This is a genomic window from Terrabacter terrae (genome assembly GCF_039529575.1).
Lineage (GTDB): Bacteria > Actinomycetota > Actinomycetes > Actinomycetales > Dermatophilaceae > Terrabacter > Terrabacter terrae.
Genome location: NZ_BAAANB010000003.1, coordinates 131,415 through 154,589, shown reverse-complemented (window position 1 = coordinate 154,589; position 23,175 = coordinate 131,415). Strand labels below are relative to the sequence as shown.

Sequence of the window (23,175 nt, the reverse complement as noted above, 5' to 3'; positions counted from 1 at the left end):
CATCCGCCCCCGAACGCCGTATCCCGCTCAGGGATGCGGCGTTTCGGGTTGCCGCCGTCTTCGAGGCCATGTCCTCGGGGTGGTCCATGCTGTGGGCCGGGACCGGCGCGCCCGCTCAGCCCTGCCGGTCGCCTGATCCAGTACTTCCCGAAGCGCCTCCTGCAGCGCCTCCCGACGTGCCCTCTGCGGTCACTCCGGCAGAGCCGGCGTCGGTCTTTTCGACAGGGACCTCGAACCACACGCTGCAGCCCGGGCCTTCGACCGTGCCGATCCCGATGGCGCCGCCGTGAGCCTCGATGATTCGCCTGACGGTGGCGAGTCCGATGCCGTTGCCAGGGACCGAGGTCTCGACCCGGTTGAACAGGCCGAAGACCTTCTCCCGGTCCGCCTCCGCGATACCGATGCCGTTGTCCTGCACGGTGAGGCGCCAGCTGCCCGGGTGTTGCACGGCCGAGATGGTCACTCGTGGAGCAGTGTCGGGACGTGCGTACTTCACGGCGTTGGAGACCAGGTTGAGGAGCACGGAGTAGAGCTGTTGCCGGTCCACGCACAGGACGGGCAGCCGGTCGGAGGTCACCGTCGCACCGCTCGCGCGCAGGGCCGGTTCGAGGTCCTCGAGCACGGAGGTCAGGACCTCGTTGACGTCGGTCCGGCTGCGCCGCAGCTCGGCGCCCACGCGCGCATAGGCGAGGATCTCCTCGATCATGCCCGCCATCCGGCCAGCGGCCCGGTGGGCCGTGGAGACAAGGCGCTGGGCCCACTCGTCGGCCCGCACCGAGTCCTCCTGGCCGAGCAGCTCGGTGCTGGCCATGATCGCGGTCAACGGCGTGCGCAGGTCGTGGCTCACCTGCCCGGCGAACACCGAGAGCGCCTCGTTGGATCGGCGCAGCTCCTCCTGCGCCCGCGTCAGGGCCTCCAGCGAGTCCTGCAGCCGGCGGGTGCGCAGCCGCAGCTCCAGGACGTCCACCACCCGTTCGGCGACAGCGGCCAGCGACTCCTCCTGGGCTGCGTCCAGGTGGCGCGGGGTGGAGTCGAAGACGCACAGCCGGCCGATGATGATGCCGTCCGGAGTGGTGAGCGGGGCCGATGCGTAGAAGCGGACGTCGCCGAGGGGACCCGTGACGAATGGGTTGTGCCGGAAGCGGGCGTCGAGGCTGGCGTCCGGCACGACGACCCGGTCGGCGTTCTCGAGCACTGCCGCACACATCGAGTCCTCGCGCGCGCAGATGGAGGGGTCGAAGCCCGTCGTCGCGATCTGCTGCTGGTGCGTGGCCGTGATGAGGTTGATCGCTGCCCGAGGCACGTCGCAGACCTGTGCCGCGATGTCGACCAGGGCCTGCAGCTCACGCTGCGGGGCGTTGCCCAGCACGTCGTACTCGAGCAGCGCCTCCTCGCGCCGCCGGGTGGCGGGCGACGGCGGCGCCTCTGGTGTCCGGATTGTCACGCAGGGAAGCCTCCGACATCGGGGCCCTGCGTGCAAGGACCTGCGCTGTGGAAGCCGGGGCCGCGTCGCGTCATCAGGGTGCACATGAGCGGTTGTGCGGTTGGGAGCACCCCCAGATCTTGGGGTCACACTGCCCCGACACGCCGCCCTGCGCCGGTCGGCGTGGCTGTTTGTGCAGGTCAGCGACCTGCCACGCCGGACATCTTCGCAACTGCTTGCGATCGGGGTCGCACCGTGTCAGAGTTACCCCTACATCTAGTAGTTACACAGATGTAAGACGTCCACATGTAGTCCCCAACTTCTCGGGGTTACCCACAGGCCATCCCCAACGTCATCCCCAGGACATCCCCAGGTCGCCGGTCCCACGAACACCGGCGCGGCCTCGGGAGCCCCGGGACGGCATACGGGGCGGTGTGGACGCTTTGGACGACGGACTGGGAAGGAAGGTGGCCACAGGTGCACTGTCCATTTTGTCGGCACACCGACTCGCGGGTCATCGACTCGCGCACCACTGACGACGGCGCCTGCATCCGCCGGCGTCGCCAGTGCCCCCAGTGCAACCGCCGCTTCACCACGCTCGAGACCTCGAGCCTCAACGTGATCAAGCGGTCGGGGGCGTCCGAGCCGTTCAGCCGGGCCAAGGTGCTCTCCGGTGTGCGCAAGGCCTGCCAGGGACGGCCCGTCAGTGAGGACGACCTGGCCCTCCTCGCCCAGCAGGTCGAGGAGGCGATCCGGTCGCAGGGCAACGCCGAGATCGAGGCGCACGAGGTCGGCATGGCCGTCCTCGAGCCGCTCCGCGAGCTCGACGAGGTCGCCTACCTCAGGTTCGCCAGCGTCTACCAGGCGTGGGAGAGCCTCGAGGACTTCGAAGGGGCCATCGCGCTCCTGCGAGCCGAGCGCGCCGCGCTGGGGGAGGAGCCCGAGGCTTCCCCGCAGCGCGAGGAGCTCGACGCCCAGCGGTAACACCCTCCACCACACCGGCTCCACCCGGAGCCACCAGCAGGCAGCAGCAGGCATTTGGCAGGCACGCTGTCGGTGCTCCACGCAAGACTCATTCCCAGCAGCAGATTCGGTCAGGGAGGCCGCACGACATGACGGAGATCGGTAACCGCAGCTCACGCTCGAAGGCTGGCGCCAAGGGCGTCAAGATCGAGCGCATCTACACCACGCCCGGCGTCCACCCGTACGACGAGGTGACGTGGGAGAAGCGCGACGTCGTCCAGCAGAACTGGAAGACGGGAGAGACGATCTTCGAGCAGCGGGGCGTCGAGTTCCCTGACTTCTGGTCGGTCAACGCGAGCACGATCGTCACCACCAAGTACTTCCGTGGCGCCGTGGGCACGGCCGCTCGCGAGGTCTCGCTCAAGCAGCTCATCGACCGCGTCGTGCTGACCTACGTCGCCGCGGGCAAGAGCAACGGCTACTTCGCCTCCGCCGAGGATGCCGAGATCTTCGAGCACGAGCTGACCCACGCCCTGCTGCACCAGGTCTTCTCGTTCAACTCGCCCGTGTGGTTCAACGTCGGCACCAAGAGCCCGCAGCAGGTCTCCGCCTGCTTCATCCTCTCCGTCGACGACTCGATGGACTCGATCCTCAACTGGTACAAGGAGGAGGGGAAGATCTTCCAGGGCGGCTCCGGCGCCGGCCTCAACCTCTCCCGCATCCGCTCCTCCAAGGAGCTGCTCTCCTCCGGCGGCACCGCCTCCGGCCCGGTCTCCTTCATGCGCGGGGCCGATGCGTCGGCCGGCACCATCAAGTCCGGCGGCGCCACCCGCCGTGCGGCCAAGATGGTCGTCCTCGACGTCGACCACCCCGACATCGAGGAGTTCGTCGAGACCAAGGCGCGCGAGGAGGACAAGATCCGCGCCCTGCGCGACGCCGGCTTCGACATGGACCTCGGCGGCAAGGACATCGTCTCGGTCCAGTACCAGAACGCCAACAACTCCGTCCGTGTCAACGACGAGTTCATGAAGGCCGTCGAGGACGGCACGAACTTCGGTCTGCGCTCCCGCCTCGACGGCTCCGTCATCGAGGAGGTCGACGCTCGCGAGCTCTTCGGCAAGATCGCCAAGGCTGCCTGGGAGTGCGCCGACCCCGGCATCCAGTACGACGACACGATCAACGCGTGGCACACCAACCCGGAGACCGGCCGCATCACCGCGTCCAACCCCTGCTCCGAGTACATGTCTCTCGACAACAGCTCGTGCAACCTCGCCTCGCTCAACCTGCTGAAGTTCCTGCGCGACGACGACACGTTCGACGGAGTCACCTTCCAGAAGGTCGTCGAGCTCGTCATCACGGCGATGGACATCTCCATCTGCTTCGCGGACTTCCCGACCGAGCCCATCGGCGAGACGACGCGCAACTACCGCCAGCTCGGCATCGGCTACGCCAACCTCGGCGCGCTACTCATGGCCACCGGTCACGGCTACGACTCCGAGGGTGGCCGCTCGCTCGCCGCGTCGATCACCTCCCTGCTCACGGGTGCCGCCTACAAGCGGTCCGCCGAGATGGCCGGTGTCGTCGGCGCCTACGCCGGGTACGCCCGCAACGCCGAGGCCCACAAGCGGGTCATGCGCAAGCACCAGGCCGCCAACGACAACATCAAGACACTCGACGCGATGGACTCCGACGTCCACACGCTCGCCACGAAGGCGTGGGACGACGTGGTCAAGCTCGGTGAGAAGCACGGCTACCGCAACGCCCAGGCATCGGTGCTCGCCCCGACCGGAACCATCGGCTTCATGATGGACTGCGACACGACCGGCATCGAGCCTGACTTCTCGCTGGTCAAGTTCAAGAAGCTCGTGGGCGGCGGCTCGATGCAGATCGTCAACCTCACGATCCCGCGCGCGCTGAAGAAGCTGGGCTACCAGCAGGAGTCGATCGAGGCGATCGTCGAGTACATCGCCGACAAGGGCCACGTCATCGACGCGCCGGGTCTCAAGCCCGAGCACTACGAGGTCTTCGACACCGCCATGGGTGCCCGCGCGATCCCGCCGATGGGTCACGTGCGCATGATGGCCGCGACCCAGCCGTTCCTCTCCGGTGCCATCTCCAAGACGGTCAACCTCCCCGAGACGGCCACGGTCGAGGAGATCCAGGACGTCTACCTGCAGGGCTGGAAGCTCGGCATCAAGGCGCTGGCCGTCTACCGCGACAACTGCAAGGTCGGACAGCCGCTGTCCGACGGTGGCTCGACGGCCAAGGACAACAAGGCCGCTGCCGACGCCGCTGCCGCGGACGTCAAGGTCGAGAAGGTCATCGAGTACCGCCCGGTCCGCCGCCGGCTGCCCAAGCGCCGCAGCTCGCAGACGACGTCGTTCGCCGTGGGTGGCGCCGAGGGCTACCTGACTGCGGGCACGTACGACGACCAGCAGCTCGGCGAGATCTTCCTCAAGTTCGGCAAGCAGGGCTCGACCCTGGCCGGTGTGATGGATGCCTTCTCGATCGCGGTGTCGATCGGCCTGCAGTACGGCGTGCCGCTCGAGACGTTCGTCGAGAAGTTCACCAACCTGCGCTTCGAGCCGGCCGGCCTGACCGACGACCCCGACGTCCGCATGGCGCAGTCGATCATGGACTACGTCTTCCGCCGCCTGGCGCTCGACTACCTCGACTTCGACACCCGCTCCTTCATGGGCATCCACACGGCTGCCGAGCGGGCCCGGCAGGTCGAGACCGGCTCCTACGAGGCCGTCGAGTCCGACGAGTCCGACGAGGACCTCGAGGAGGAGCTCGAGTCGCTGCAGCAGTCGGCTCCGGTCTCGAAGAAGTCCGAGCCGAAGTCGGATGAGACGAGCAAGACCGAGGTCAAGGGCGCGGCCGCGGAGGTCAAGTTCGGCGCCGGCGCAGCCTCCGCTCGAGAGGCGTCCAGCGACGTGCACAGCTCGGCCGAGCTGCTCGAGAAGTTCGGCGGCATCACGGCTGACGCACCGATCTGCATGACCTGCGGCACGAAGATGCGCCCCGCCGGCTCCTGCTACGTCTGCGAGGGCTGCGGAAGCACCAGCGGCTGCAGCTGATGTCGTCGGTCAGGAAATGTCATGAGGGCCTCGGTCACGAGTGACATTCGGCCGGTCAGCGAGGTCACGGATCGGCTCAGCATGACGACGAGCCAGCGCGAGGGCCCCGGCCTCCCACGTGGGAGGCCGGGGCCCTCGACGCGCTCGGGGGAGCGTGGTCAAGGGCACGCGTCACTGCCCAGCAGCCGCGTGAGCGAGAGGCTCATCCATCACGACGACCAGCACCCAGACCGCGGGCACGTTGAGACGTGGTCGACGACGTCGCTCAACCGGCCACTCAGATACCCGGCCGCGGCTCGCACCACGCACGCAGCGGGGTGATGGTCCGCGCCCGCAAGACGGCGAGCACGAGGGGCGTGCGCAAGAGCAGCCAGCCGGCGCCGGCGACGACGGCACCGAGGAGGAGGCCGACGAGAACGTCGAAAGGGTAGTGCGCTCCGACGTACACGCGTGTCGCGGCCATCAGCAGGGCCGCGACCGCGGCCACGGCACCCAGGCGCCGGGAGAAGATGAGCAGCCCAACGGCGCAGGCACCGGCCATGACCGAGTGGTCGGACGGGAAGGACCAGTCGGTGCTCCGGGCGACGAGCACGAGGATGCTCGGGTGGGTCTGGTAGGGACGGGGCTCGGCCACCATGGACACCACCGGCTGGTTGACCCCGACCGCGAGGACGGTCGCGATACCGGCCCAGAGGGCGGCCGCCAGCTTCGCGTGCGGTGCGTGCCGGCCCTGCCACACGGCCAGCAGGACCAGCGCTCCGAAGAGCAGCACTCCGTACTCGGCGTAGCCGGTGGCGAGGCCGTGCAGCCAGGGCGTGTGCCGGGCCACGTCGTTCACCTGGCTGAAGAGAGTCTGGTTGGCGTCGGCGGGTGCGGTCACCGGAGTCCTTCCCGAGGGCGGGGTGGGGCGCCCGGACACCGAGTGTGCCCGTCCGGCGCCGTGCGTACCCCCCACGATGCCGTCGACTGCCTGAACCGATGCTGAACGAGGTGAACGAGGTGAACGAGGTGACGGTGTGCTGTCGACCTCAGGTGTCCGGACCGGAGCTGACCGGGTGGAGGCGATAACCCCGGCCCCGGACGGTCTCCAGGGACTCGGTCCCGAAGGGTGCGTCGATCTTCCTGCGCAGGTGCCCGATGTAGACCTCGACGATGTTCTCGCCGCCTTCGTAGGTCGGGTCCCACACGTTGTCGAGGATCTGCGCCTTGGAGACGACGTCCCCGGCGTGGCGCACGAGAAAGTGCAGGATCGCGAACTCGCGGGCGGTCAGCTGCAGAGCCGTGCCAGCACGCGTGGCCACGTGTCGGGCCGGGTCCAGGTGCAGGTCCCCGGCAGTCAGCGTGACCGGTCGCTCCGGAGCGCCCCGGCGCACCAGGGCGCGCAGCCGCGCCACCAGAACCGGAAAGCTGAACGGCTTGGACAGGTAGTCGTCGGCGCCGAGGTCGAAGGCGTCGGTCTGGTCGTACTCACCGTCCTTGGCCGTCAGCATCAGGACGGGCGTCCACACCTGCTGCGCCCGCACGTTGCGCAGCACGTCGTAGCCGTTGCGGCCCGGGAGCATGATGTCGAGGACGACCACGTCATAGGGGTTCTCCGTGGCCAGCCACTGGCCGGTGATCCCGTCGTGCGCCACGTCGACGACCAACCCCTCGCCGGTCAGGGCCTGCTTCAGCGGGCCGGCGATGTTCACCTCGTCCTCGACGAGCAGCACACGCATCGGAATCGCACCTCCTTCAGGCCGCACAGTAGCCCGCACGCCGGAGGGCAGGACGGGGCACGTCGTTCAACAACGCTTCAGCCGCGTCCCCAGATCGTGGGTCCTCCTTGGGGCGTGGCTGAACGCTCCGGGTACGGAGCACGAGATCGAGGGAGTACGCGATGTCATACCGACCGTTGACGACCGACCCGCCGCCGCAGCAGCGCACGCGGGATGCCCGGGTGCTGAGCGACTCCGGTTCGGCCCTGGCGTGGCAGGTGGTCGTCGGCGTCCGTGTCGTCTGACTGCTCTGGCGTCGCCTGTGGCCGCTCGCGATCCTCACCGCCGTGACCGTCGCAGGCTCCTCGCCGCTCAACGACCGTCGTGAAGACGCGGGTGCACCGGACCCGGCCCGTCGTCACCGACCTGTTCGTCCCTGAGCCAGGCGCGAGCTTCCCCAGCGGACACGCCCATGCGGCGATCGTCGGCGACGGCGTCCTGCTGCTCGTCTTCCTCCCGGTGCTGCCCGCCCGGTGGCGCCGTCCTGCGTTGGCCGTGGCGGCCGTGCTCGTCGCCGCGATCGGCTTGTCCCGGGTCGCGCTGGCCGCCCACTACGTCTCCGACGTGGTCGGTGGGTTCGTCCTGGGAGGGCCCTGGCTCGCGGCCCTGACGGCGCTCTTCAGCGCCTGGCGGCTCCAGCGGGGCCGGGCGCCCGTCACCCCTGAGGAGGGTCGTGCCCCGGAGGAGACCGCGCGGCTCGACCCGACTTGAGCTCTCACTCGCGTTCAGGCCGGTTGAGGGAGCCGAACCTCGAACCGGCACCACCCGTCCGGGGCCACGCCGGCGCTCACGGACCCGCCGTGGGCCTCGACGAGGGCTTGCACGATCGACAGCCCCAGCCCACTACCTCCGGTGTCGCGGTCTCGGGAGTCCTGCAGGCGGATGAAGCGGTCGAAGATCGCCTCGCGCAGGTCGGGCGGCACCACGTCGCCGTCGTTGTCGACGGTGATGACGAGCGTTCTGGCCGGTCCTGGCCCGCAGGCCAGACGGATGGCGCTGCGGGCGTGGCGTACCGCATTGTCGACGAGGTTGCGCACGACCTGGGCCAGCCGGTCCGGGTCGCCGCTGACGCGGGCGGCGTGGATGTCGCCGACGACCGTCAGCGAGCTCGTTGCCCGAAGGTGTCGAATCTCCTCGATGAGCACGTCGTCGAGGTCGACATCTCTGTGCTGGAGCGCGATTCCCTGGTCGTCCGCCTTGGCCAGGGTGAGCAGGTCGTCGACGAGTCGCTGCATGCGCAGGGCCTCGGCGCCGACGACCGCGGTGCCCGCCGCGTCGATCCCCGCCGGTGAGCTCTCGCTGATGACGCGGATGGCAGTCAGTGGGCTGCGCAGCTCGTGCGAGGCGTTGCTGACGAAGGCACGCTGCGCGGCGTCGGCGCGCTGCAGCCGGTCCAGCATGTCGTTCATCGTCTGGGCCAGGTGGGTGATCTCGTCACCTCCGGGAGGGACGGGGACGCGCACGGGGGAGCGGGTGGCGCCGATCTCCGAGACCGAGGCCCGGACCCGCTCGACGCGGCCCAGCGCGCTGCCCAGCACCCGGTCGATCAACCACAGCAGACCCGCCAGCAGCAGCAGTGCCAGCACACCGAGCGCCGTGGTCGCGCCCTCGATGAGCAGCGACTCGGTCTGCAGCGGGGTCGCCACGAGCAAGGTCGCCCCGCCACCACCGCGGCCACCCTCGGAACCGGTGGCGAGCCCACGTCCCACCACGACGTATGCCTCGTGCTCGTTCGTCGGTATGCCGTCGACCCGCGTGGTCACCACCTGTCCGGGGGCTGCGTGCAGGTCGGCCAACGGGCGGTTCGCGGCCGCGACGTCGTTGTACGACAGCACCCGCCCGTCGCTTCCCAACAGCTGCAGGACCGAGCCTCGGGCGGGCACCGAGCGCAGCGTCGAGGCCGGTTCCCTGGCGGCCACGATGATCGACGCGATCTGGTTCGCCTGCTCCGTCACCGCCGTCGTGGTCGTGTTGCCGACGACGGCCTCGAGCGTCTTCTCGTAGGCCCCCAGGGCCACCACGAGAGCGAGGGACGCCGCCGCTGCGGTGACAGCGAGGATGCGGAAGCGCAGGGACCGCACGCGCCACCGGGTCAGGAGGGAAGAGGCCGTCATCTCGACATCGTCTCCTGCGCCGTCACGGGCGACATCTGGGCTCGCAACGCCTGCTGGTGCGCGGATGCTGTGTGGTGTGTCAAACGGGTGGTCAACTCGGTGATCGAGGCGCAGCATGAAAAGGTCCGGCCGAGGGATCCAGAGCAAGAGCCCGAGGAGCGACGATGTCACGACAAGCTCCCTTCGTCCCCGATGGCGTGCCGGTCCTGTCACGGGGCCGCCACCGCAGCCCGCGCAAGGGTGCGTGCCTGATGGAGATGGCCTCGTTCCTCGCCGGCGAGCGGTGGAGCGACCATCCGACGTGCACCCACCCGGTGCTGGCCACCCTGGCCCGCTGCGTCAACGACATGCTGGACGACGCGCACCGCCAGCGTCTGGTGACGATGATCCCGGACATCGTCGGGCTCGATCCGGACGACCCGCGCGCGACGACGGCCCTGCTCCTGACCGCTGCACGAGCCGCCCTCCCGGTCGCCGCCGAGGACCGGCAGAACCTCATGGCCCTGGCCATCCTCAACGCCGAGCGGGTGCTCGCGGAGCAGGACGGCTGTTCCCCCGGGCACCTGTCCGACGCTTCCCGCGACGCTCTGGCGACATCGCCCTCGGCCGAGCGCTGGGCGCGGCTCTACCTGGCCCGCATGGGTTTCAACCCGGTGGGGGTGAGCCCCTCCACCGCGGCCAAGGTGGCAGTGCTCGCGGTGGACGGCATCGCCCGGGCCTGGGTCGACGACCGCCAGGAACGCCTGGTCGCGCTCCTGCGCGAGGGCATCGACGTCATGGCCGCCTTCTCGCCGCTGGTGCCGGACCCAGCCGTCGTGTCGTGGCCGGTGCGCGAGCCAGCGGTGCGCGAGTCGACGCCCACGCGCAAGGCGCGCAGCCACGCCGGCTGAGCCCGGTCGCATACGCACGCTTGTCGGCGCTGACCCCTGACTCGGTTGGTGTCTGCAGCCAATCGTTTTGACTTAATACCCCAGGGGGGTACCTTGGAGGTATGGACAGCCACAGCGAACACTCGACATGGTCGACGACCTCGCTGGTGCAAGACCCCGTCTGCGGCATGGACGTCGACCCCGCCACCAGCGACCACCACATCGAGCTCGACGGACACGAGCACCACTTCTGCTCCGCCGGCTGCCGAGCCGAGTTCGAGGCGCACCCGGGCAGCTACCTGAGCAGCTCCTCGGGGCAGTCTCCGTCGGGTCACGAGCGTGGCCACCATGGCCGCCACGCCGAGCACGGTCCCGGTGCCGACGTGGCCGACGCGGCACCGGGGGAGGTGGCGGAATGGACCTGCCCGATGCACCCCGAGATCCGGCGACCTGGCCCCGGCAGCTGCCCGATCTGCGGCATGGCCCTCGAGCCGGTCACCGTGACGGCGGACAGCGGCCCGAATCCCGAGCTCGCGGACATGACGCGCCGGTTCACGGTCGCGGTCGCCCTCAGCATCCCTGTGCTCGTTCTGTCGATGGGGCGCGACCTCATCCCTGCGCTCGAGGACGCCATCTCGGCCACGGCGGCGAACTGGGCGCAGCTGGTCCTGGCGACGCCGGTCGTGCTGTGGGCGGGCTGGCCGTTCTTCCAGCGCGGGTGGGCCTCGGTGCGGACCATGAGGCTGAACATGTTCACCCTCATCGCGATGGGGACAGGGGTGGCCTGGCTCTTCAGCGTGGTCGCCACCATCGCGCCGGAGATCTTCCCCGAGGCCTTCCGCATGGACGGCGCGGTCGCCGTCTACTTCGAGGCCGCCTCCGTCATCACCGCGCTGGTGCTGCTCGGGCAGGTCCTCGAGCTGCGCGCCCGGGAGAGCACCTCCGGTGCCATCCGCGCCCTGCTGGACCTCACGCCGAAGACCGCCCACCGCGTCGACCCCGACGGCACCGGGTCCGAGGTCACCCTCGACCAGGTCCAGGTCGGGGACCTGCTGCGGGTCCGCCCCGGGGAGTCCATTCCCGTCGACGGTGCCGTGCAGGACGGGCGGTCCAGCCTGGACGAGTCCATGGTGACGGGTGAGTCGATGCCGGTCACCAAGGCGGCCGGTGACGCCGTCATCGGCGGCACCGTGAACCAGACCGGGTCGCTCGTCATGCGCGCCGACAAGGTCGGACGCGACACGATGCTGGCCCGCATCGTCCAGATGGTGGCCGACGCGCAGCGCTCGCGCGCACCCATCCAGCGCCTGGCCGACCGGGTCTCAGCCGTCTTCGTGCCCGCAGTCATCCTGGCCGCGCTGGTCGCGTTCGTCGTCTGGGCCACACTGGGCCCGGAGCCGCGCCTGGCCCACGCGCTCGTCGTCGCCGTCAGCGTCCTCATCATCGCCTGCCCGTGTGCCCTCGGGCTCGCCACGCCGGTGTCGATCATGGTCGGCGTCGGACGGGGCGCCTCGCTCGGCGTGCTCATCAAGAACGCCGAGGCCCTCGAGCTCATGGAGAGGGTCGACACGCTCGTCGTCGACAAGACCGGCACGCTCACCGAGGGGCGTCCGTCCGTCACTCACGTCGTCGCCACGGACGACGGGGACGGGAACGAGGTGCTGCGGCTGGCGGCCGCCGTCGAGCGCGCCAGCGAGCACCCGCTCGGCCTGGCGGTCGTGCGGGCCGCCACGGACGCCGCCATGGCCATCCCGGAGGTCACCGACTTCGACGCTCCCGTCGGCAGGGGTGTCTTGGGCATCGTCGACGGCCAGCGAGTCCTGGTGGGCAGCAGCTCGTTCCTGGCCGGTCACGGCGTGGACACGGCCGGCATGGACGCGGAGGCGGACCGGCTGCGCGCCGACGGCGCCAGCGCCGTCTACGTCGCCGTCGAGGACCACGTCGCGGGAGTGCTCGCGATCGCGGACTCGGTGAAGGACACCACCCCGGCCGCCCTGAAGGCGCTGCGCGAGGAGGGGATCGACGTCGTGATGCTCACCGGCGACAACCAGGTCACGGCCCAGGCCGTCGCCCGCAACCTGGGCATCGACCGGGTCGAGGCCGAGGTCCTGCCCGACCACAAGAGCGACGTCGTCAACGCGCTCCGCGCCGAGGGGAGGGTCGTGGCCATGGCTGGTGATGGCGTCAACGACGCCCCGGCTCTGACCGCAGCGGACGTCGGCATCGCGATGAGCACCGGCACCGACGTCGCCATCGAGAGCGCCGGCGTGACCCTGCTCAAGGGCGACCTGACCGGGATCGCCCGTGCCCGAGCGCTGTCCGAGGCGACCATGTCGAACATCCGCCAGAACCTGGTGTTCGCGTTCGTCTACAACGCTGCCGGCATCCCGTTGGCCGCCGGAGTGCTCTACCCGGCGTTCGGCCTGCTGCTGTCCCCGATGATCGCGGCGGCGGCCATGGCCCTGTCGTCCGTCAGCGTCATCGGCAACGCCCTGCGACTGCGCACCCAGCGCCTGTAGTCGGGCGCTGTCCAGCGCGGCGCCCTGTCAACCGGGACGCCGCGCATGTCTGCCTATCGCTGGGCTTGTCGGCTGCTTCTGCCTATTCGTGTCTTGTGGGTCTTCGCCCTCGGACAACGGTGCCGAGGTCCACCATTGACCTGTCCCCGGCCGCTTTCGGCCGTGACCGGAAGCGTGCCACTCAAACCACGGGCCCAGGAGGCCTCGTATGAGAACAACGCATCTGACGCATCGGATCCGGTTCATGGTCGCCGCGGCCTGCGCTGCAGCACTGTCCCTGTTCATGCTCCCCGCGGTGTCCGCCCAGGGCACCATGACCCAGACGGCCACGAGCACGCAGCGCGACACGCGCACCTGGCACGTACGGGTGGGTGAGGAGACCGCCCACCAGGCCATCCAAGGCATGGCGTTCCTGCCCGGAACCATCTGGATCAATGCCGGCGACCGGATCACCTGGACCGCCAACTCCGGCGAGATCCACACCGTCACCTTCCTGGCGACGGGGCAGTCCCTCAAACCGTTCGACCCGTTCGACCCCAACCAGCTGCGCCCCCGTGGCGGGAGCCACTACGACGGCCGCTCGTACTACAACTCGGGCATCATGAGCAGCGACGAGGCTCCGGTCCTCCCAGCCTGGCGCAGCTACACCCTCACCTTCGACAAGACGGGGACCTTCACCTACTGGTGCCTCGTCCACGGCGTGATGATGAAGGGCGTGGTCCACGTCCGGCCGGAGGGGACCAGCTACCCCTTCTCGCAGGGGCAGTACGACCGCCGCAGTGCGCTTCACGCTCAGCGCATCTTCGCTGACGGCTGGCGTCTTTGGGTGAGCACGGCCCTGCGGGCGACGAGCCGGACCTCCTTCTTCGGAGCCGACGACGGCGTGGCGATGGTCATGCGGTTCATCCGGCCCACCTCACGCGTCCGTGTCGGGCAGACCGTCACGTGGCGAAACGTGGGGATGGCGGCTCCGCACACCGTGACGTTCGGACCCGAACGGGCCAACATCTTCGTCCCCTACGGCGACCCCACCCACTTCTCGGGTGGTCAGCTGAACTCGGGCATCGTGACGCCCGGTGGGTCGTTCACCGTGCGCTTCACGAAGGCAGGCACCTACCCGTACATCTGTGCCCTGCACGACAACCTGGGCATGGTGGGCACCGTCATCGTCTCGGGGGCATGATCGCCTCCGAGCCAGACTCGACGGGGACGACGGCCACGACGGCCGACCCGTGCCGAAAACGCGATGGAGGGGCTCGGACGGTCCTGTCCGGACCCCTCCTCGGGCGCCGTCGGTATGCCCCGGTAACGGCTGGAAAGAACGCCGATCCCCGGGCTCGCAGTGACCGTTGTGGGTATGAGCCGGGTGATCAGGCAGCAACGCATCGGGGGAGCGGCGGCCTGAAGCCCACTATCAACGGAGAGTCACCGTGATCGTCCTTGCACTTGCCACCCCTCTGCTCGGTTTCGCCCTGCTCCTGCTCATGCAGCGCCTCGAGGAGCACATGATGGCCGCTCCGGCCCAGGTCGTCCCGACGACCCAGGAATGACGGCTCCTTCGCAGAAACGGAGCCGGGAGCGAGGGCGCGTCAGGCGACCACGCTCGCGACCGCGAACTGGTCCGCCGGCATGGGTGTGTGCAGCCGCCAGGTGATGGCGATCGGCCGCTCGCCCCGGTGCTCGACGTAGGACACGGGGCCGAGGAACAGGTACGGCGCGCCGGCGCCGAACTCGGTGGTCTTGGCCTCGCGGACGAAGAGCAGGACGTGGCTGCCCTGCCGCTCGTGGGCGAGGTAGCGCTGCCCCGTCTTCGACGCGGTGGTCGTGCCGGACTGCGACTCCCAGTGGAACAGCGTCGGGCTGATGGCGTAGTCCCGGTACATCGTCGTGGGGGAGTAGTCGCCCTCGGACTTGTTCAGCGTCACGAAGAAGGCATCGCTGTTCGCCGCGGCGGAGAACAGCACGCCCTCACGGAAGCTGTTCGGCTTGCGCCCGTCGAGGCCGACGTAGTCGAGCGCCGCGACAGCCTCCTCGCGGGTGTAGCGGGCGTGCACGGCCAGCGGCCGGTCCGCGAGCGCGCCGGAATCCCCGAGCGCGCCGGAATCCCCGAGCGCGCCGGAGTCCTCGAGCACGCCGGCCGTCCCGAGCGCACCGACCAGGGGCCGAGTGACGTGCGACGCGTTCTGCACGCCCAGGTCGAGGACCGCGCGTAGGTCCTCGCACACGGCGGCCTCGCGGCGTACCGCGGCCAGTCCGTCGTCGTACGAGGCGAACCCGCCGCCGTCCGGGAAGAGCGAGAAGAAGAGCATCCGGGCGTATCGCTGCATCTCGGCCGCGGCCTCGCCGTAGGTAGGCGGGTCGGCCGAGAGCCACCGTCGGTATGCCGCAGCGCGCCCCGGGTCGTCGACGTGGGCGAGCGCGCGGACGCGTTTGAGCAGCTTGTCCTCCCGCGGGCCCGGCGGAGGTGCGGCGACCCCGGCGTCCCGGCGCAGCCGCACCCACGAGCGGTCACCGCGCAGCACGTCGGCGAGGTCGACCCCGGAGTCACGCAGGAAGGCGCCGAGGTCAGTGGTCGGGTGGGCCCTCAGCTCGGCTGCCAGCTGTGCCCAACGGTTCCAGACCTGCTCGCGGATGTTGCGCAGGACGAGCTCCTCGCTGAGCCGGTCGAGCACGATCTGGGTGCCGGCGGGGAGGAAGGGGAACCCTCGCTCGATGTCGTGGACCAGCTGGGAGCGGGTGGCTCCGGTGACGGCGCGGAAGCGCTGGTCGAAGCGGAACTCCTTGCGGTGGTGGCCGACGAAGTCGAGGGCGGTCAGCACCGCCTTGCCGGGCGCGCGACGCAGGCCACGTCCGAGCTGCTGCAGGAACACCGTCGAGCTCTCCGTCGGGCGCAGGAAGAGCACGGTGTTGATGGCCGGCACGTCGACGCCCTCGTTGAAGACGTCGACCGTGAAGAGGGCCTGCAGGTGGCCCCCGCGCAGCTCGCCGATGTGGCGGTCCCGCTCCCGCGGCGCGGTGTCACCGAGGACCACGGCCGAGCGGATGCCCGCCCGGGTGAAGACGTCCGCCATGTAGTGCGCGTGCTCGCGACTGACGCAGAACCCAAGTGCCCGCATACCGTCGAGGTCGAGCACCTTGTCGCGAAGGGCCTTGAGGATCAGTCGAGCCCGCGCGTCGTTGCCGGTGAGGACCTCGGAGAGGCTCTGCACGGCGTACGCCCCGTTGGTCCAGTCCACCGAGCGCAGGTCGGTTCCGTCCGCCACGGCGAAGTAGTGGAACGGGGTCAGCAGCTCTGCCTTCAACGCGTCCCAGAGGCGGAGCTCGGCGGCCACCCGGCCGTCGAAGAACGCCCGGACGTCTGTGCCGTCGCCGCGTTCGGGCGTCGCCGTCAGACCCAGGAGCTCAGCGGGACGCAGGCGGTCGAGGATGTCGCGGTAGGTGCGGGCCTCGGCGTGGTGGAACTCGTCGATGACCACGACGGCGAAGGCGTCCACGGGGAGGTTGCCGATGCCGTATGCCGTGAGCGCCTGGACCGAGGCGAAGACGTGACGCCACCGCTCGGGGCGGGCTCCACCGACGTACAGCTCGCCGAAGTCGGCGTCGTTCAGCACCTCCCGGTAGGTCCGCAGCGACTGCTCGAGGATCTCCCGTCGGTGTGCGACGAAGAGCAGCGTCGGCCTGTCGCCGAGCTGCTGGCAGAGCCGCCTGTAGTCGAGGGCGGCAACCACCGTCTTGCCGGTCCCGGTGGCGGCGACGACGAGGTTGCGGTGGCGGTCGTGGACCAGCCGCTCGACGTCCAGCTGCTCGAGCATCTCCGTCTGGTGCGGGTACGGGCGCACCTCCAGGCCGGAGAGCGACAGCGTCACGCGGTCGTGCGTGCGGCGGCCGGAGGCCTCGGCCAGCGCGTCGTCGAGGCGGTCCCGGTCACGGTCGGGGTCGTAGGTTTCGAACGTCGCGTCGTTCCAGTAGCTGTCGAAGGTGGCCCGGAACTTCTCGATGAGGGTCGGCGTGGCGACGGCCGAGAGCCGCACGTTCCACTCGACCCCGTCGAGCAGGGCGGCGCGCGAGAGGTTGCTGGAGCCGACGTAGGCCGTGTCGAAGCCGGTGTCGCGCCGGAAGAGCCAGGCCTTGGCGTGCAGGCGGGTGCGGAGGGCGTCGTACTGCACCTTCGCCTCGGCGCCGAACTCCCTGACCAGCCGGTCCAGGGCAGCGCGCTCGGTGGCACCCAGGTAGGTCGTGGTGATGATCCGCAACGGCACCTGGCGTTCGCGCAGCTCCCGCAGCTGGCTCTCGATGACCCGGATGCCGTGCCACTTCACGAAGGCCATCACGACGTCCACGCGGTCGGCGCTGGGCAGCTCGGCGCGCACCTCGTGCCCGATGCCCGGCTCTCCGGCCGCGTTGGTGAGCAGGGCGGCGTCGGACAGCGGCGTGGCCGGGCGGCCCGTCGACCGCAGCGTGCCGTGCTCACGGACGTAGGAGACTGACAGCAGCTGGCGTGAGGCTTCCACGACGGCGTCCTCGTCGGCGCCCAGGACGCCGAGGATGCGGTTGACCAGCTCCACCCGCGCCTCGGGACGGCGTTCGCCGCGGAGGACTCGGGCGACGGACTGGGCCACGTGCCGGCTGAGGACGTCCGGCTCGTCCGCCTCGGGGACGGCCTGCCGGGCAGCCCGGATGGCTCCGGCTCGGTCCAGCCGTCTCTGCAGGCGCTCGGTGATCAGGCTCTCGTAGACGCCCTCCAGCAGGCTGCCCCCGTCGTCGGTCATGGCCGGCAGCTTGCCAGGTCACCGGCGTCGCGGCGGTCAACGTGGTGCGGTGTCGCTCGGGTGCACCGCCACAGGCCGATCACGGCGGATGAGCACGGCCAGGGTGGAGACTGGCCTCGTCGGGCACTGCTGCTCTCGCGAGGGGACCGTCATGACCATCCCGAGTCCCGGGTACTCCATCACCGTCCGGGTCGAGGTGCCCGCGTCGGCCGACGCCACGGCGGCGCTCACGACGGCCGTCTCGTCCACGGGTGGCGCGCTCACGGCGCTCGACGTCGCGGAGAGCCACACGGACCGGCTGGTCGTCGACGTCACGTGCGACACCCGGGACGAGGCGCACGGGCAGGCCATCACCGAGGCCATCGCCGCGGTCCCCGGCGCAGTGGTCCGCAAGGTCAGCGACCAGACGTTCCTGCTGCACCTCGGCGGCAAGATCGAGGTGAACCCGAAGGTCCCGCTCAAGCACCGGGACGACCTCTCGCGGGCGTACACGCCGGGCGTGGCCCGCGTCTGCCTGGCCATCGCGGAGCACCCGGAGGACGCGCGCCGGCTGACCATCAAGCGCAACACGGTCGCGGTCGTCACCGACGGGTCGGCCGTGCTGGGGCTCGGCAACATCGGTCCCCTCGCCGCCCTGCCGGTGATGGAGGGCAAGGCCGCCCTCTTCAAGCAGTTCGGGGGAGTCGACGCGTGGCCCGTCTGCCTCGACACGCAGGACAGCGACGCGATCGTCGAGATCGTGCGCGCCATCGCGCCCGTCTACGGCGGCATCAACCTCGAGGACATCTCCGCGCCGAGGTGCTTCGAGATCGAGGCGAGGCTCCGCGAGCTCCTCGACATCCCGGTGTTCCACGACGACCAGCACGGCACCGCGATCGTCGTGCTGGCGGCCCTGCGCAACGCCCTCCGCGTCGTGGGCAAGTCCATCGACGACGTGCGCATCGTCGTGTCGGGGGTCGGCGCGGCCGGGCACGCGATCATCCGGCTGCTGCTCACGCAGGGCGCTCGCGACATCGTGGCCTGTGGCCGCAACGGCGCGGTGCACAGCGGCGAGCAGGTGATGGAGCCGTTCCGACAGTGGATCGCCGACCACACCAACCCCCGGCACCAGAGCGGCACTTTGAAGGAGGTCCTCGTCGGCACCGACGTCTTCATCGGGGTCTCCGCACCGGACCTGCTCACCGGCGCCGACATCGCCACCATGGCTCCCGGCGCCATCGTCTTCGCCCTCGCGAACCCCGTTCCCGAGGTCGACCCGCTGGCAGCCGGTGAGCACGCCGCCGTGGTGGCGACCGGGCGCTCCGACCACCCCAACCAGATCAACAACGTGCTCGTCTTCCCCGGCTTCTTCCGAGGCCTCCTCGACGCGCACGTCTCCGGCATCACCGACGCCATGATGGTCGCGGCCGCGCACGCCATCGCCGACACCGTCCAGCCGGGCGAGCTCAACCCCAGCTTCATCATCCCCAGCGTCTTCGAGGCGAGCGTCGCGCCGGCCGTCGCCGATGCGGTGCGTCGCGCCGCCAAGCGGTGACAACGCGTACGTATGCCGTCATCTCAGCAGCGGGACAGCGCTCCGGGGAGCGCGTCAGGCCGCGTGGCGCCCGCGGCTGCCGGTGCGGACGACGGCACCCTCCGGAACGGACTCGTCGCTGTCGACGCGTGCCCCGTCCCAGACGTGTGCCTCGCGTCCGACCTTGGCGCGAGGCCCGATCCGAGCCTCACGCCCGACCACGGCGCCCGCCGCCACGTGTGCCGTGGTGCCGACGTTCGCGCCCGCGTGGACGACCGCGTCGCGGTCGATCCAGGCACCGCTGGCGATGTGAGCGCCCTCGCTGACGACCGCTCCGCGGTCGACGTATGCGTGCTCGCCGACGTACGCCGTCGGGTCGACGTGGGCGTGCGACTCGACGAAGCCCCCACCGTTGACGTGGCGGGCGTAGCGCAGCATCGTGCCGTTGTCCTCTTCGAACTCCTCGTACTTCCTGCGCCTCATCGTGCACCCCCTCCGGGTTTGAGCGTGGGCACCGTGCCCACGCTCGTGACATGCATCCAACGTTCAAGTGAACGTGAAGATTCCGCTCTGCCGAACCTCCGACAACCTGTATCGGAGCAACGTCCGTACCCGCCCGGACGGTTCCTGATTCACCCCGTCTCACGGCAAACCGGGCGCCTCTGGCGCAACGGAGGCGGCGGCATACGGTGGAAGGATGAACTTTCGATACCTCGGCAACAGCGGACTGAAGATCTCCGAGATCACCTACGGCAACTGGCTGACCCACGGGTCCCAGGTGGAGAACGACGTGGCGACACAGTGCGTGCGCGCCGCGCTCGAGGCCGGCATCAGCACCTTCGACACGGCCGACACCTACGCCAACACCAAGGCGGAGAGCGTCCTCGGTGAGGCGCTCAAGGGCGAGCGGCGCGAGAGCCTCGAGATCTTCACCAAGGTCTACTGGCCCACGGGCCCCGGCGGGAAGAACGACACCGGCCTGTCCCGAAAGCACGTCATGGAGTCCATCAACGGCTCGCTGCAGCGGCTGCAGACCGACTACGTCGACCTCTACCAGGCGCACCGCTACGACACCGAGACGCCGCTCGAGGAGACGATGCAGGCGTTCGCCGACATCGTGCGCCAGGGCAAGGCGCTCTACATCGGGGTCAGCGAGTGGACGGCTGACCAGATCCGCGAGGGAGTCTCTCTCGCAAAGGAGCTCGGCTTCCAGCTCATCTCCAGCCAGCCGCAGTACTCCATGCTCTGGCGCGTCATCGAGGGCGAGGTCGTGCCGACGTGCGAGGAGCTCGGCGTCAGCCAGATCGTCTGGAGCCCCATCGCGCAGGGCGTGCTGACGGGCAAGTACCAGCCCGGCCAGCAGCCGCCCGAGGGCTCACGCGCCGCCGACGAGAAGGGCGGTGCCGACATGATCAAGCGCTTCATGAACGACGACGTGCTGACCCGCGTCCAGAACCTGAAGCCGATCGCCGACGAGGCCGGTCTCACGATGGCGCAGCTGGCTGTCGCCTGGGTGCTGCAGAACCCGAACGTCGCAGCCGCCCTCGTGGGGGCCTCGCGCCCGGAGCAGGTGGCCGAGAACGTCAAGGCGGCGGGTGTCAAGCTCGAGCCCGAGCTGATGAAGAAGATCGACGACGTGCTCGGGGACATCGTCGAGCGCGACCCGGGCAGGACCAAGGAGACCGCGCCCCAGCACCGCGTCGCCTGATCTGCGAGCGGGTGCGTCGGTCGGGAGCGCACGCTCCCGGCCGGCGGTCCCGCCCGGTCATCGGTCCTCGCGGCTCGATGTCCCGAGAGGTCGCCCGAGCGCCTGCTGGAGACAGTGGTCGATGACGGCGGCTCGAGACGGCGTGAAAAGCCCTGCGGCACCGGCTTCCTCGGGGGCCAGCTCACCGCGGAACACTTGGAGGGCGGCCCCGATGCTTCGCTGGTTGGCGCGGTGCCAGACGTCGTGCGGTGACCACTCCCCAGCATCCAGGGCCCTGCCGTCGAGCCGGACGGGTGCGAAGCGCCACGACCGGCCTTCTTGAAAACCGCCGGTGAGCTCGAGGGTCCCGGCGGGGCCGTGCGCTCGGATGCGATGGCGCAGTCCGTGCAGGCCGGGCTCGTGGCGCGATGCGACCTGCGTGTCCACCTCGCCGATGCGCAGCTGCAGCTCGGTGGCGTCGTGCGGGTCGGGCCTCGTCGAGCCGCCAACGACCGCCGGAGGCCCGAGCAGGTGCACCAGCAGCGACAGCGGGTGGCTCGCGACCTCCAGGAACCACTCGGGCGCGGTGAACGTCAGGGGCAGGTCGTATGCCGTGTCGATGAAGACGTGGTCCGGTGGCCCTGCACTCTCCAGGGCTCGAGCGAAGACCCGGGCGCAGTCGAGGAACGAGAACGCGTAGTTCACGAACGTCGATGACGTGGCCGACGGCACCCGGGCCAGGTCACCGGTGGCTCCCGCGACGGGCTTCTCACAGATCACCGCGGACCCGGCGAATAGCTCGAGCATGTCCAGGTGGGTGTGCGCCGGTGTTGCCACCGTGACGACGTCGACGTCGAGGTCGTGGATGTCGCGGGGGTCGTTCAGTGCCAGCGGTATCCGTTCCTGCGCTGCGACGGCTCGGGTGCGTTCGGCGTCTCTCGGCGAGCCGCACAGGGCCACGACGTCGACGTCGTTCTCGCGGAGCGCTCGGACGTGGACCAGACCCCAGCCCGTCCCGACGACGGCCGCTCTCACTGCCGTTCGCCGCCCGTCGAGGCCGGGCGCGTCGTGGTCAGCATGACGCAGATGAACCGCGCGCCCCCCGTACCTGCCACGGAGCCGTGAGTCATGCCGGTTCCCACGCGGTGGCTGTCGCCCGGCTCGAGCTCGAACGTGTGGACCTGGCCGGTGAGGTCCTCGACCGTCACGTCGAGCCTGCCCTCGAGCAGGTAGTAGTGCTCCTCGGAGTTGTCGTGCCGGTGCCAGCCGACGCTGGCACCTGGCTCGAGCCATGTGTCGAGCATGCCCTCCAGGCAGGACTCCGCGATCGCCTCGGCCTGGCGCCCCTGCTCGCTGGACAGCCAGATGCAGCGGCTGGTGCCCTGGCCGGCGCGGGCGCCCCCTTCGTGCGGGTTCGGGTGCGAGGGCTGGTAGGCGACGTGAGCCATGTTCCTGCCGCGCTTGACCAGGTGCGCCAGGGTCGCATCACCGCTGTAGATGGGGGCGTCGCTGCCGTGGAAGGTCGAACCGTCCTGCCATGCCGCGCTCTCGAAGGTCTCCTCCTGAGACGAACGGGCCCGCGGTCCGGCTCCTGACCCATGGGCTTCTCTCATGTGCTGAGCACTACCCGGTGGGCTGGCTGGTGAAGCGGCGCGGTGACTGGGGACAAGTCCAGCGTGCCGGGGCTTTTCCCGACCACCATGGCGAGCATGACCTTCAGAGACCTACCTCCTCGTGCCAGTGAGATTCCCCTGACCAACCGACGCGTGGCAGCGGATGTCGTCGACCTCATCGTGGGCGACGCGGACCGGGCCGCCGGATGCGTGGCAGTGATGCTGTGTGACGCCCGGGACCGGGGGTTCCAGCCTCTCGTGCTCCGTGACGTGCCGTCGGGTGCCGGCCCCGCGAGCCTGTCTCAGCTGCTCGGCCTCGTCCTGCCCCTGGTCGCCGCGAGCGGCGGCTCTGTGCTCATCGGCCGGGGACGACCGCGGGGCACCGCTCCCGACGACCTCGACAGGGCCTGGCACCAGGTGTCGATAGACCGGTGTGCCGACCACGGGGTCGGGCTGCTCGGCTTCTATCTCGCCACGGGCGACGGCATCTCTCGGCTGCCCGAGCCGCTGACCGCGGCTACCTGAACCCACCTGGCAGCCCCCGTCCTCCACGGCCCCTCCTCGTCCTGCCGTGGCTCACGGCCAGGAGGTCGGCAGCCACCACCGGCGACAGGTCGTCTGCGGCAGCCTCGAGCAGCTCGCCCAGCAGGCCCGGCACGACAGGGGTCAGCCGTGACTCCGCGACCTGCTGGCGCAGCACCCGCCCGAGCATCGGCAGGTCGCGTTGGCGCAGTGGCGTGCGACTCGCGGCACGACCCCGGAAGAGCTGGGACAGGTGGTCGAGATCGAGGACGACGTCGCCGCGGTGGGCGTCGCCGGGCGGGGGAAGCGCTGCCACCGACTCGATCGACCTCATGATTCATTCGCT

Annotated in this window: 19 protein-coding genes; 10 read left to right on the top strand and 9 right to left on the bottom strand. The window is 70.0% G+C overall.

What is annotated here, in order from left to right:
• Positions 1–115: 115 nt before the first annotated feature.
• Complete coding sequence (locus ABD194_RS06050; protein ID WP_343989060.1) at positions 116–1,444, bottom strand: sensor histidine kinase; 1,329 nt, start codon at positions 1,442–1,444, stop codon at positions 116–118.
• Positions 1,445–1,900: 456 nt separating this feature from the next.
• Between ABD194_RS06050 and nrdR the strand changes: the two genes are divergently transcribed.
• Together nrdR and ABD194_RS06040 are read left to right on the top strand one after the other, a co-directional pair.
• Positions 1,901–2,407: a transcriptional regulator NrdR gene (gene nrdR / locus ABD194_RS06045; RefSeq protein WP_343989058.1), complete on the top strand. Its 507-nt coding sequence runs from the start codon at positions 1,901–1,903 to the stop codon at positions 2,405–2,407.
• A gap of 128 nt (positions 2,408–2,535) precedes the next feature.
• On the top strand, positions 2,536–5,466 hold the full coding sequence (locus ABD194_RS06040; RefSeq protein WP_343989056.1) for a vitamin B12-dependent ribonucleotide reductase: 2,931 nt from the start codon (positions 2,536–2,538) through the stop codon (positions 5,464–5,466).
• 277 nt (positions 5,467–5,743) lie between these two features.
• On the opposite strand, the gene ABD194_RS06035 is transcribed toward ABD194_RS06040, so the two are convergent.
• Positions 5,744–6,346 (bottom strand): phosphatase PAP2 family protein, encoded by a 603-nt coding sequence (locus tag ABD194_RS06035; protein ID WP_343989055.1) that lies wholly within the window; start codon positions 6,344–6,346, stop codon positions 5,744–5,746.
• Between the two features lie 148 nt (positions 6,347–6,494).
• Positions 6,495–7,184: a response regulator transcription factor gene (locus ABD194_RS06030; protein WP_343989053.1), complete on the bottom strand. Its 690-nt coding sequence runs from the start codon at positions 7,182–7,184 to the stop codon at positions 6,495–6,497.
• Positions 7,185–7,345: 161 nt separating this feature from the next.
• Here ABD194_RS06030 and ABD194_RS06025 point away from each other — a divergent pair, with 161 nt between their 5' ends.
• The gene (locus ABD194_RS06025) at positions 7,346–7,468 is read left to right on the top strand and encodes a hypothetical protein (protein WP_343989051.1); all 123 of its coding nucleotides are present in this window, start codon (positions 7,346–7,348) and stop codon (positions 7,466–7,468) included.
• A 79-nt stretch (positions 7,469–7,547) separates the two neighbouring features.
• Positions 7,548–7,934 (top strand): phosphatase PAP2 family protein, encoded by a 387-nt coding sequence (locus ABD194_RS06020; RefSeq protein ID WP_343989049.1) that lies wholly within the window; start codon positions 7,548–7,550, stop codon positions 7,932–7,934.
• 14 nt (positions 7,935–7,948) lie between these two features.
• On the opposite strand, the gene ABD194_RS06015 is transcribed toward ABD194_RS06020, so the two are convergent.
• A complete protein-coding gene (locus tag ABD194_RS06015; protein ID WP_343989047.1) occupies positions 7,949–9,337 on the bottom strand; it encodes a sensor histidine kinase in 1,389 nt (462 codons plus the stop codon).
• 164 nt (positions 9,338–9,501) lie between these two features.
• Between ABD194_RS06015 and ABD194_RS06010 the strand changes: the two genes are divergently transcribed.
• From ABD194_RS06010 to ABD194_RS06000, 3 genes are all read left to right on the top strand, one after another.
• Positions 9,502–10,227 (top strand): hypothetical protein, encoded by a 726-nt coding sequence (locus ABD194_RS06010; RefSeq protein ID WP_343989045.1) that lies wholly within the window; start codon positions 9,502–9,504, stop codon positions 10,225–10,227.
• A gap of 101 nt (positions 10,228–10,328) precedes the next feature.
• Positions 10,329–12,725 (top strand): heavy metal translocating P-type ATPase, encoded by a 2,397-nt coding sequence (locus tag ABD194_RS06005; protein ID WP_343989043.1) that lies wholly within the window; start codon positions 10,329–10,331, stop codon positions 12,723–12,725.
• Positions 12,726–12,933: 208 nt separating this feature from the next.
• A complete protein-coding gene (locus tag ABD194_RS06000; RefSeq protein ID WP_343989041.1) occupies positions 12,934–13,908 on the top strand; it encodes a cupredoxin domain-containing protein in 975 nt (324 codons plus the stop codon).
• A gap of 406 nt (positions 13,909–14,314) precedes the next feature.
• Here ABD194_RS06000 and ABD194_RS05995 read toward each other — a convergent pair whose 3' ends face one another.
• Positions 14,315–17,494 (bottom strand): DEAD/DEAH box helicase, encoded by a 3,180-nt coding sequence (locus ABD194_RS05995; protein WP_343989039.1) that lies wholly within the window; start codon positions 17,492–17,494, stop codon positions 14,315–14,317.
• Positions 17,495–17,645: 151 nt separating this feature from the next.
• Between ABD194_RS05995 and ABD194_RS05990 the strand changes: the two genes are divergently transcribed.
• Positions 17,646–19,028 carry an NAD-dependent malic enzyme gene (locus tag ABD194_RS05990; protein WP_343989037.1) on the top strand — a complete coding sequence of 461 codons (1,383 nt, stop codon included), beginning with the start codon at positions 17,646–17,648 and terminating at the stop codon, positions 19,026–19,028.
• 54 nt (positions 19,029–19,082) lie between these two features.
• On the opposite strand, the gene ABD194_RS05985 is transcribed toward ABD194_RS05990, so the two are convergent.
• Positions 19,083–19,490 (bottom strand): transferase, encoded by a 408-nt coding sequence (locus ABD194_RS05985; protein WP_343989035.1) that lies wholly within the window; start codon positions 19,488–19,490, stop codon positions 19,083–19,085.
• 214 nt (positions 19,491–19,704) lie between these two features.
• Here ABD194_RS05985 and ABD194_RS05980 point away from each other — a divergent pair, with 214 nt between their 5' ends.
• Complete coding sequence (locus ABD194_RS05980; protein ID WP_343989033.1) at positions 19,705–20,715, top strand: aldo/keto reductase family protein; 1,011 nt, start codon at positions 19,705–19,707, stop codon at positions 20,713–20,715.
• 57 nt (positions 20,716–20,772) lie between these two features.
• On the opposite strand, the gene ABD194_RS05975 is transcribed toward ABD194_RS05980, so the two are convergent.
• Both ABD194_RS05975 and ABD194_RS05970 read right to left on the bottom strand, forming a co-directional pair.
• Positions 20,773–21,729, bottom strand: a complete 957-nt coding sequence (locus tag ABD194_RS05975) for a Gfo/Idh/MocA family protein (protein WP_343989031.1) — start codon at positions 21,727–21,729, stop codon at positions 20,773–20,775.
• Positions 21,726–22,307, bottom strand: a complete 582-nt coding sequence (locus ABD194_RS05970; RefSeq protein WP_343989029.1) for a cupin domain-containing protein — start codon at positions 22,305–22,307, stop codon at positions 21,726–21,728. Before ABD194_RS05970 ends, ABD194_RS05975 begins: the two co-directional genes overlap by 4 nt.
• A gap of 96 nt (positions 22,308–22,403) precedes the next feature.
• On the opposite strand from ABD194_RS05970, the gene ABD194_RS05965 reads away from it, so the two are divergent.
• Entirely contained in the window at positions 22,404–22,832 is a 429-nt protein-coding gene (locus ABD194_RS05965) for a hypothetical protein (protein WP_343989027.1), read from the top strand.
• Here ABD194_RS05965 and ABD194_RS05960 read toward each other — a convergent pair.
• Complete coding sequence (locus tag ABD194_RS05960) at positions 22,825–23,163, bottom strand: hypothetical protein (RefSeq protein ID WP_343989025.1); 339 nt, start codon at positions 23,161–23,163, stop codon at positions 22,825–22,827. The genes ABD194_RS05965 and ABD194_RS05960 overlap by 8 nt on opposite strands.
• Positions 23,164–23,175: the final 12 nt, after the last annotated feature.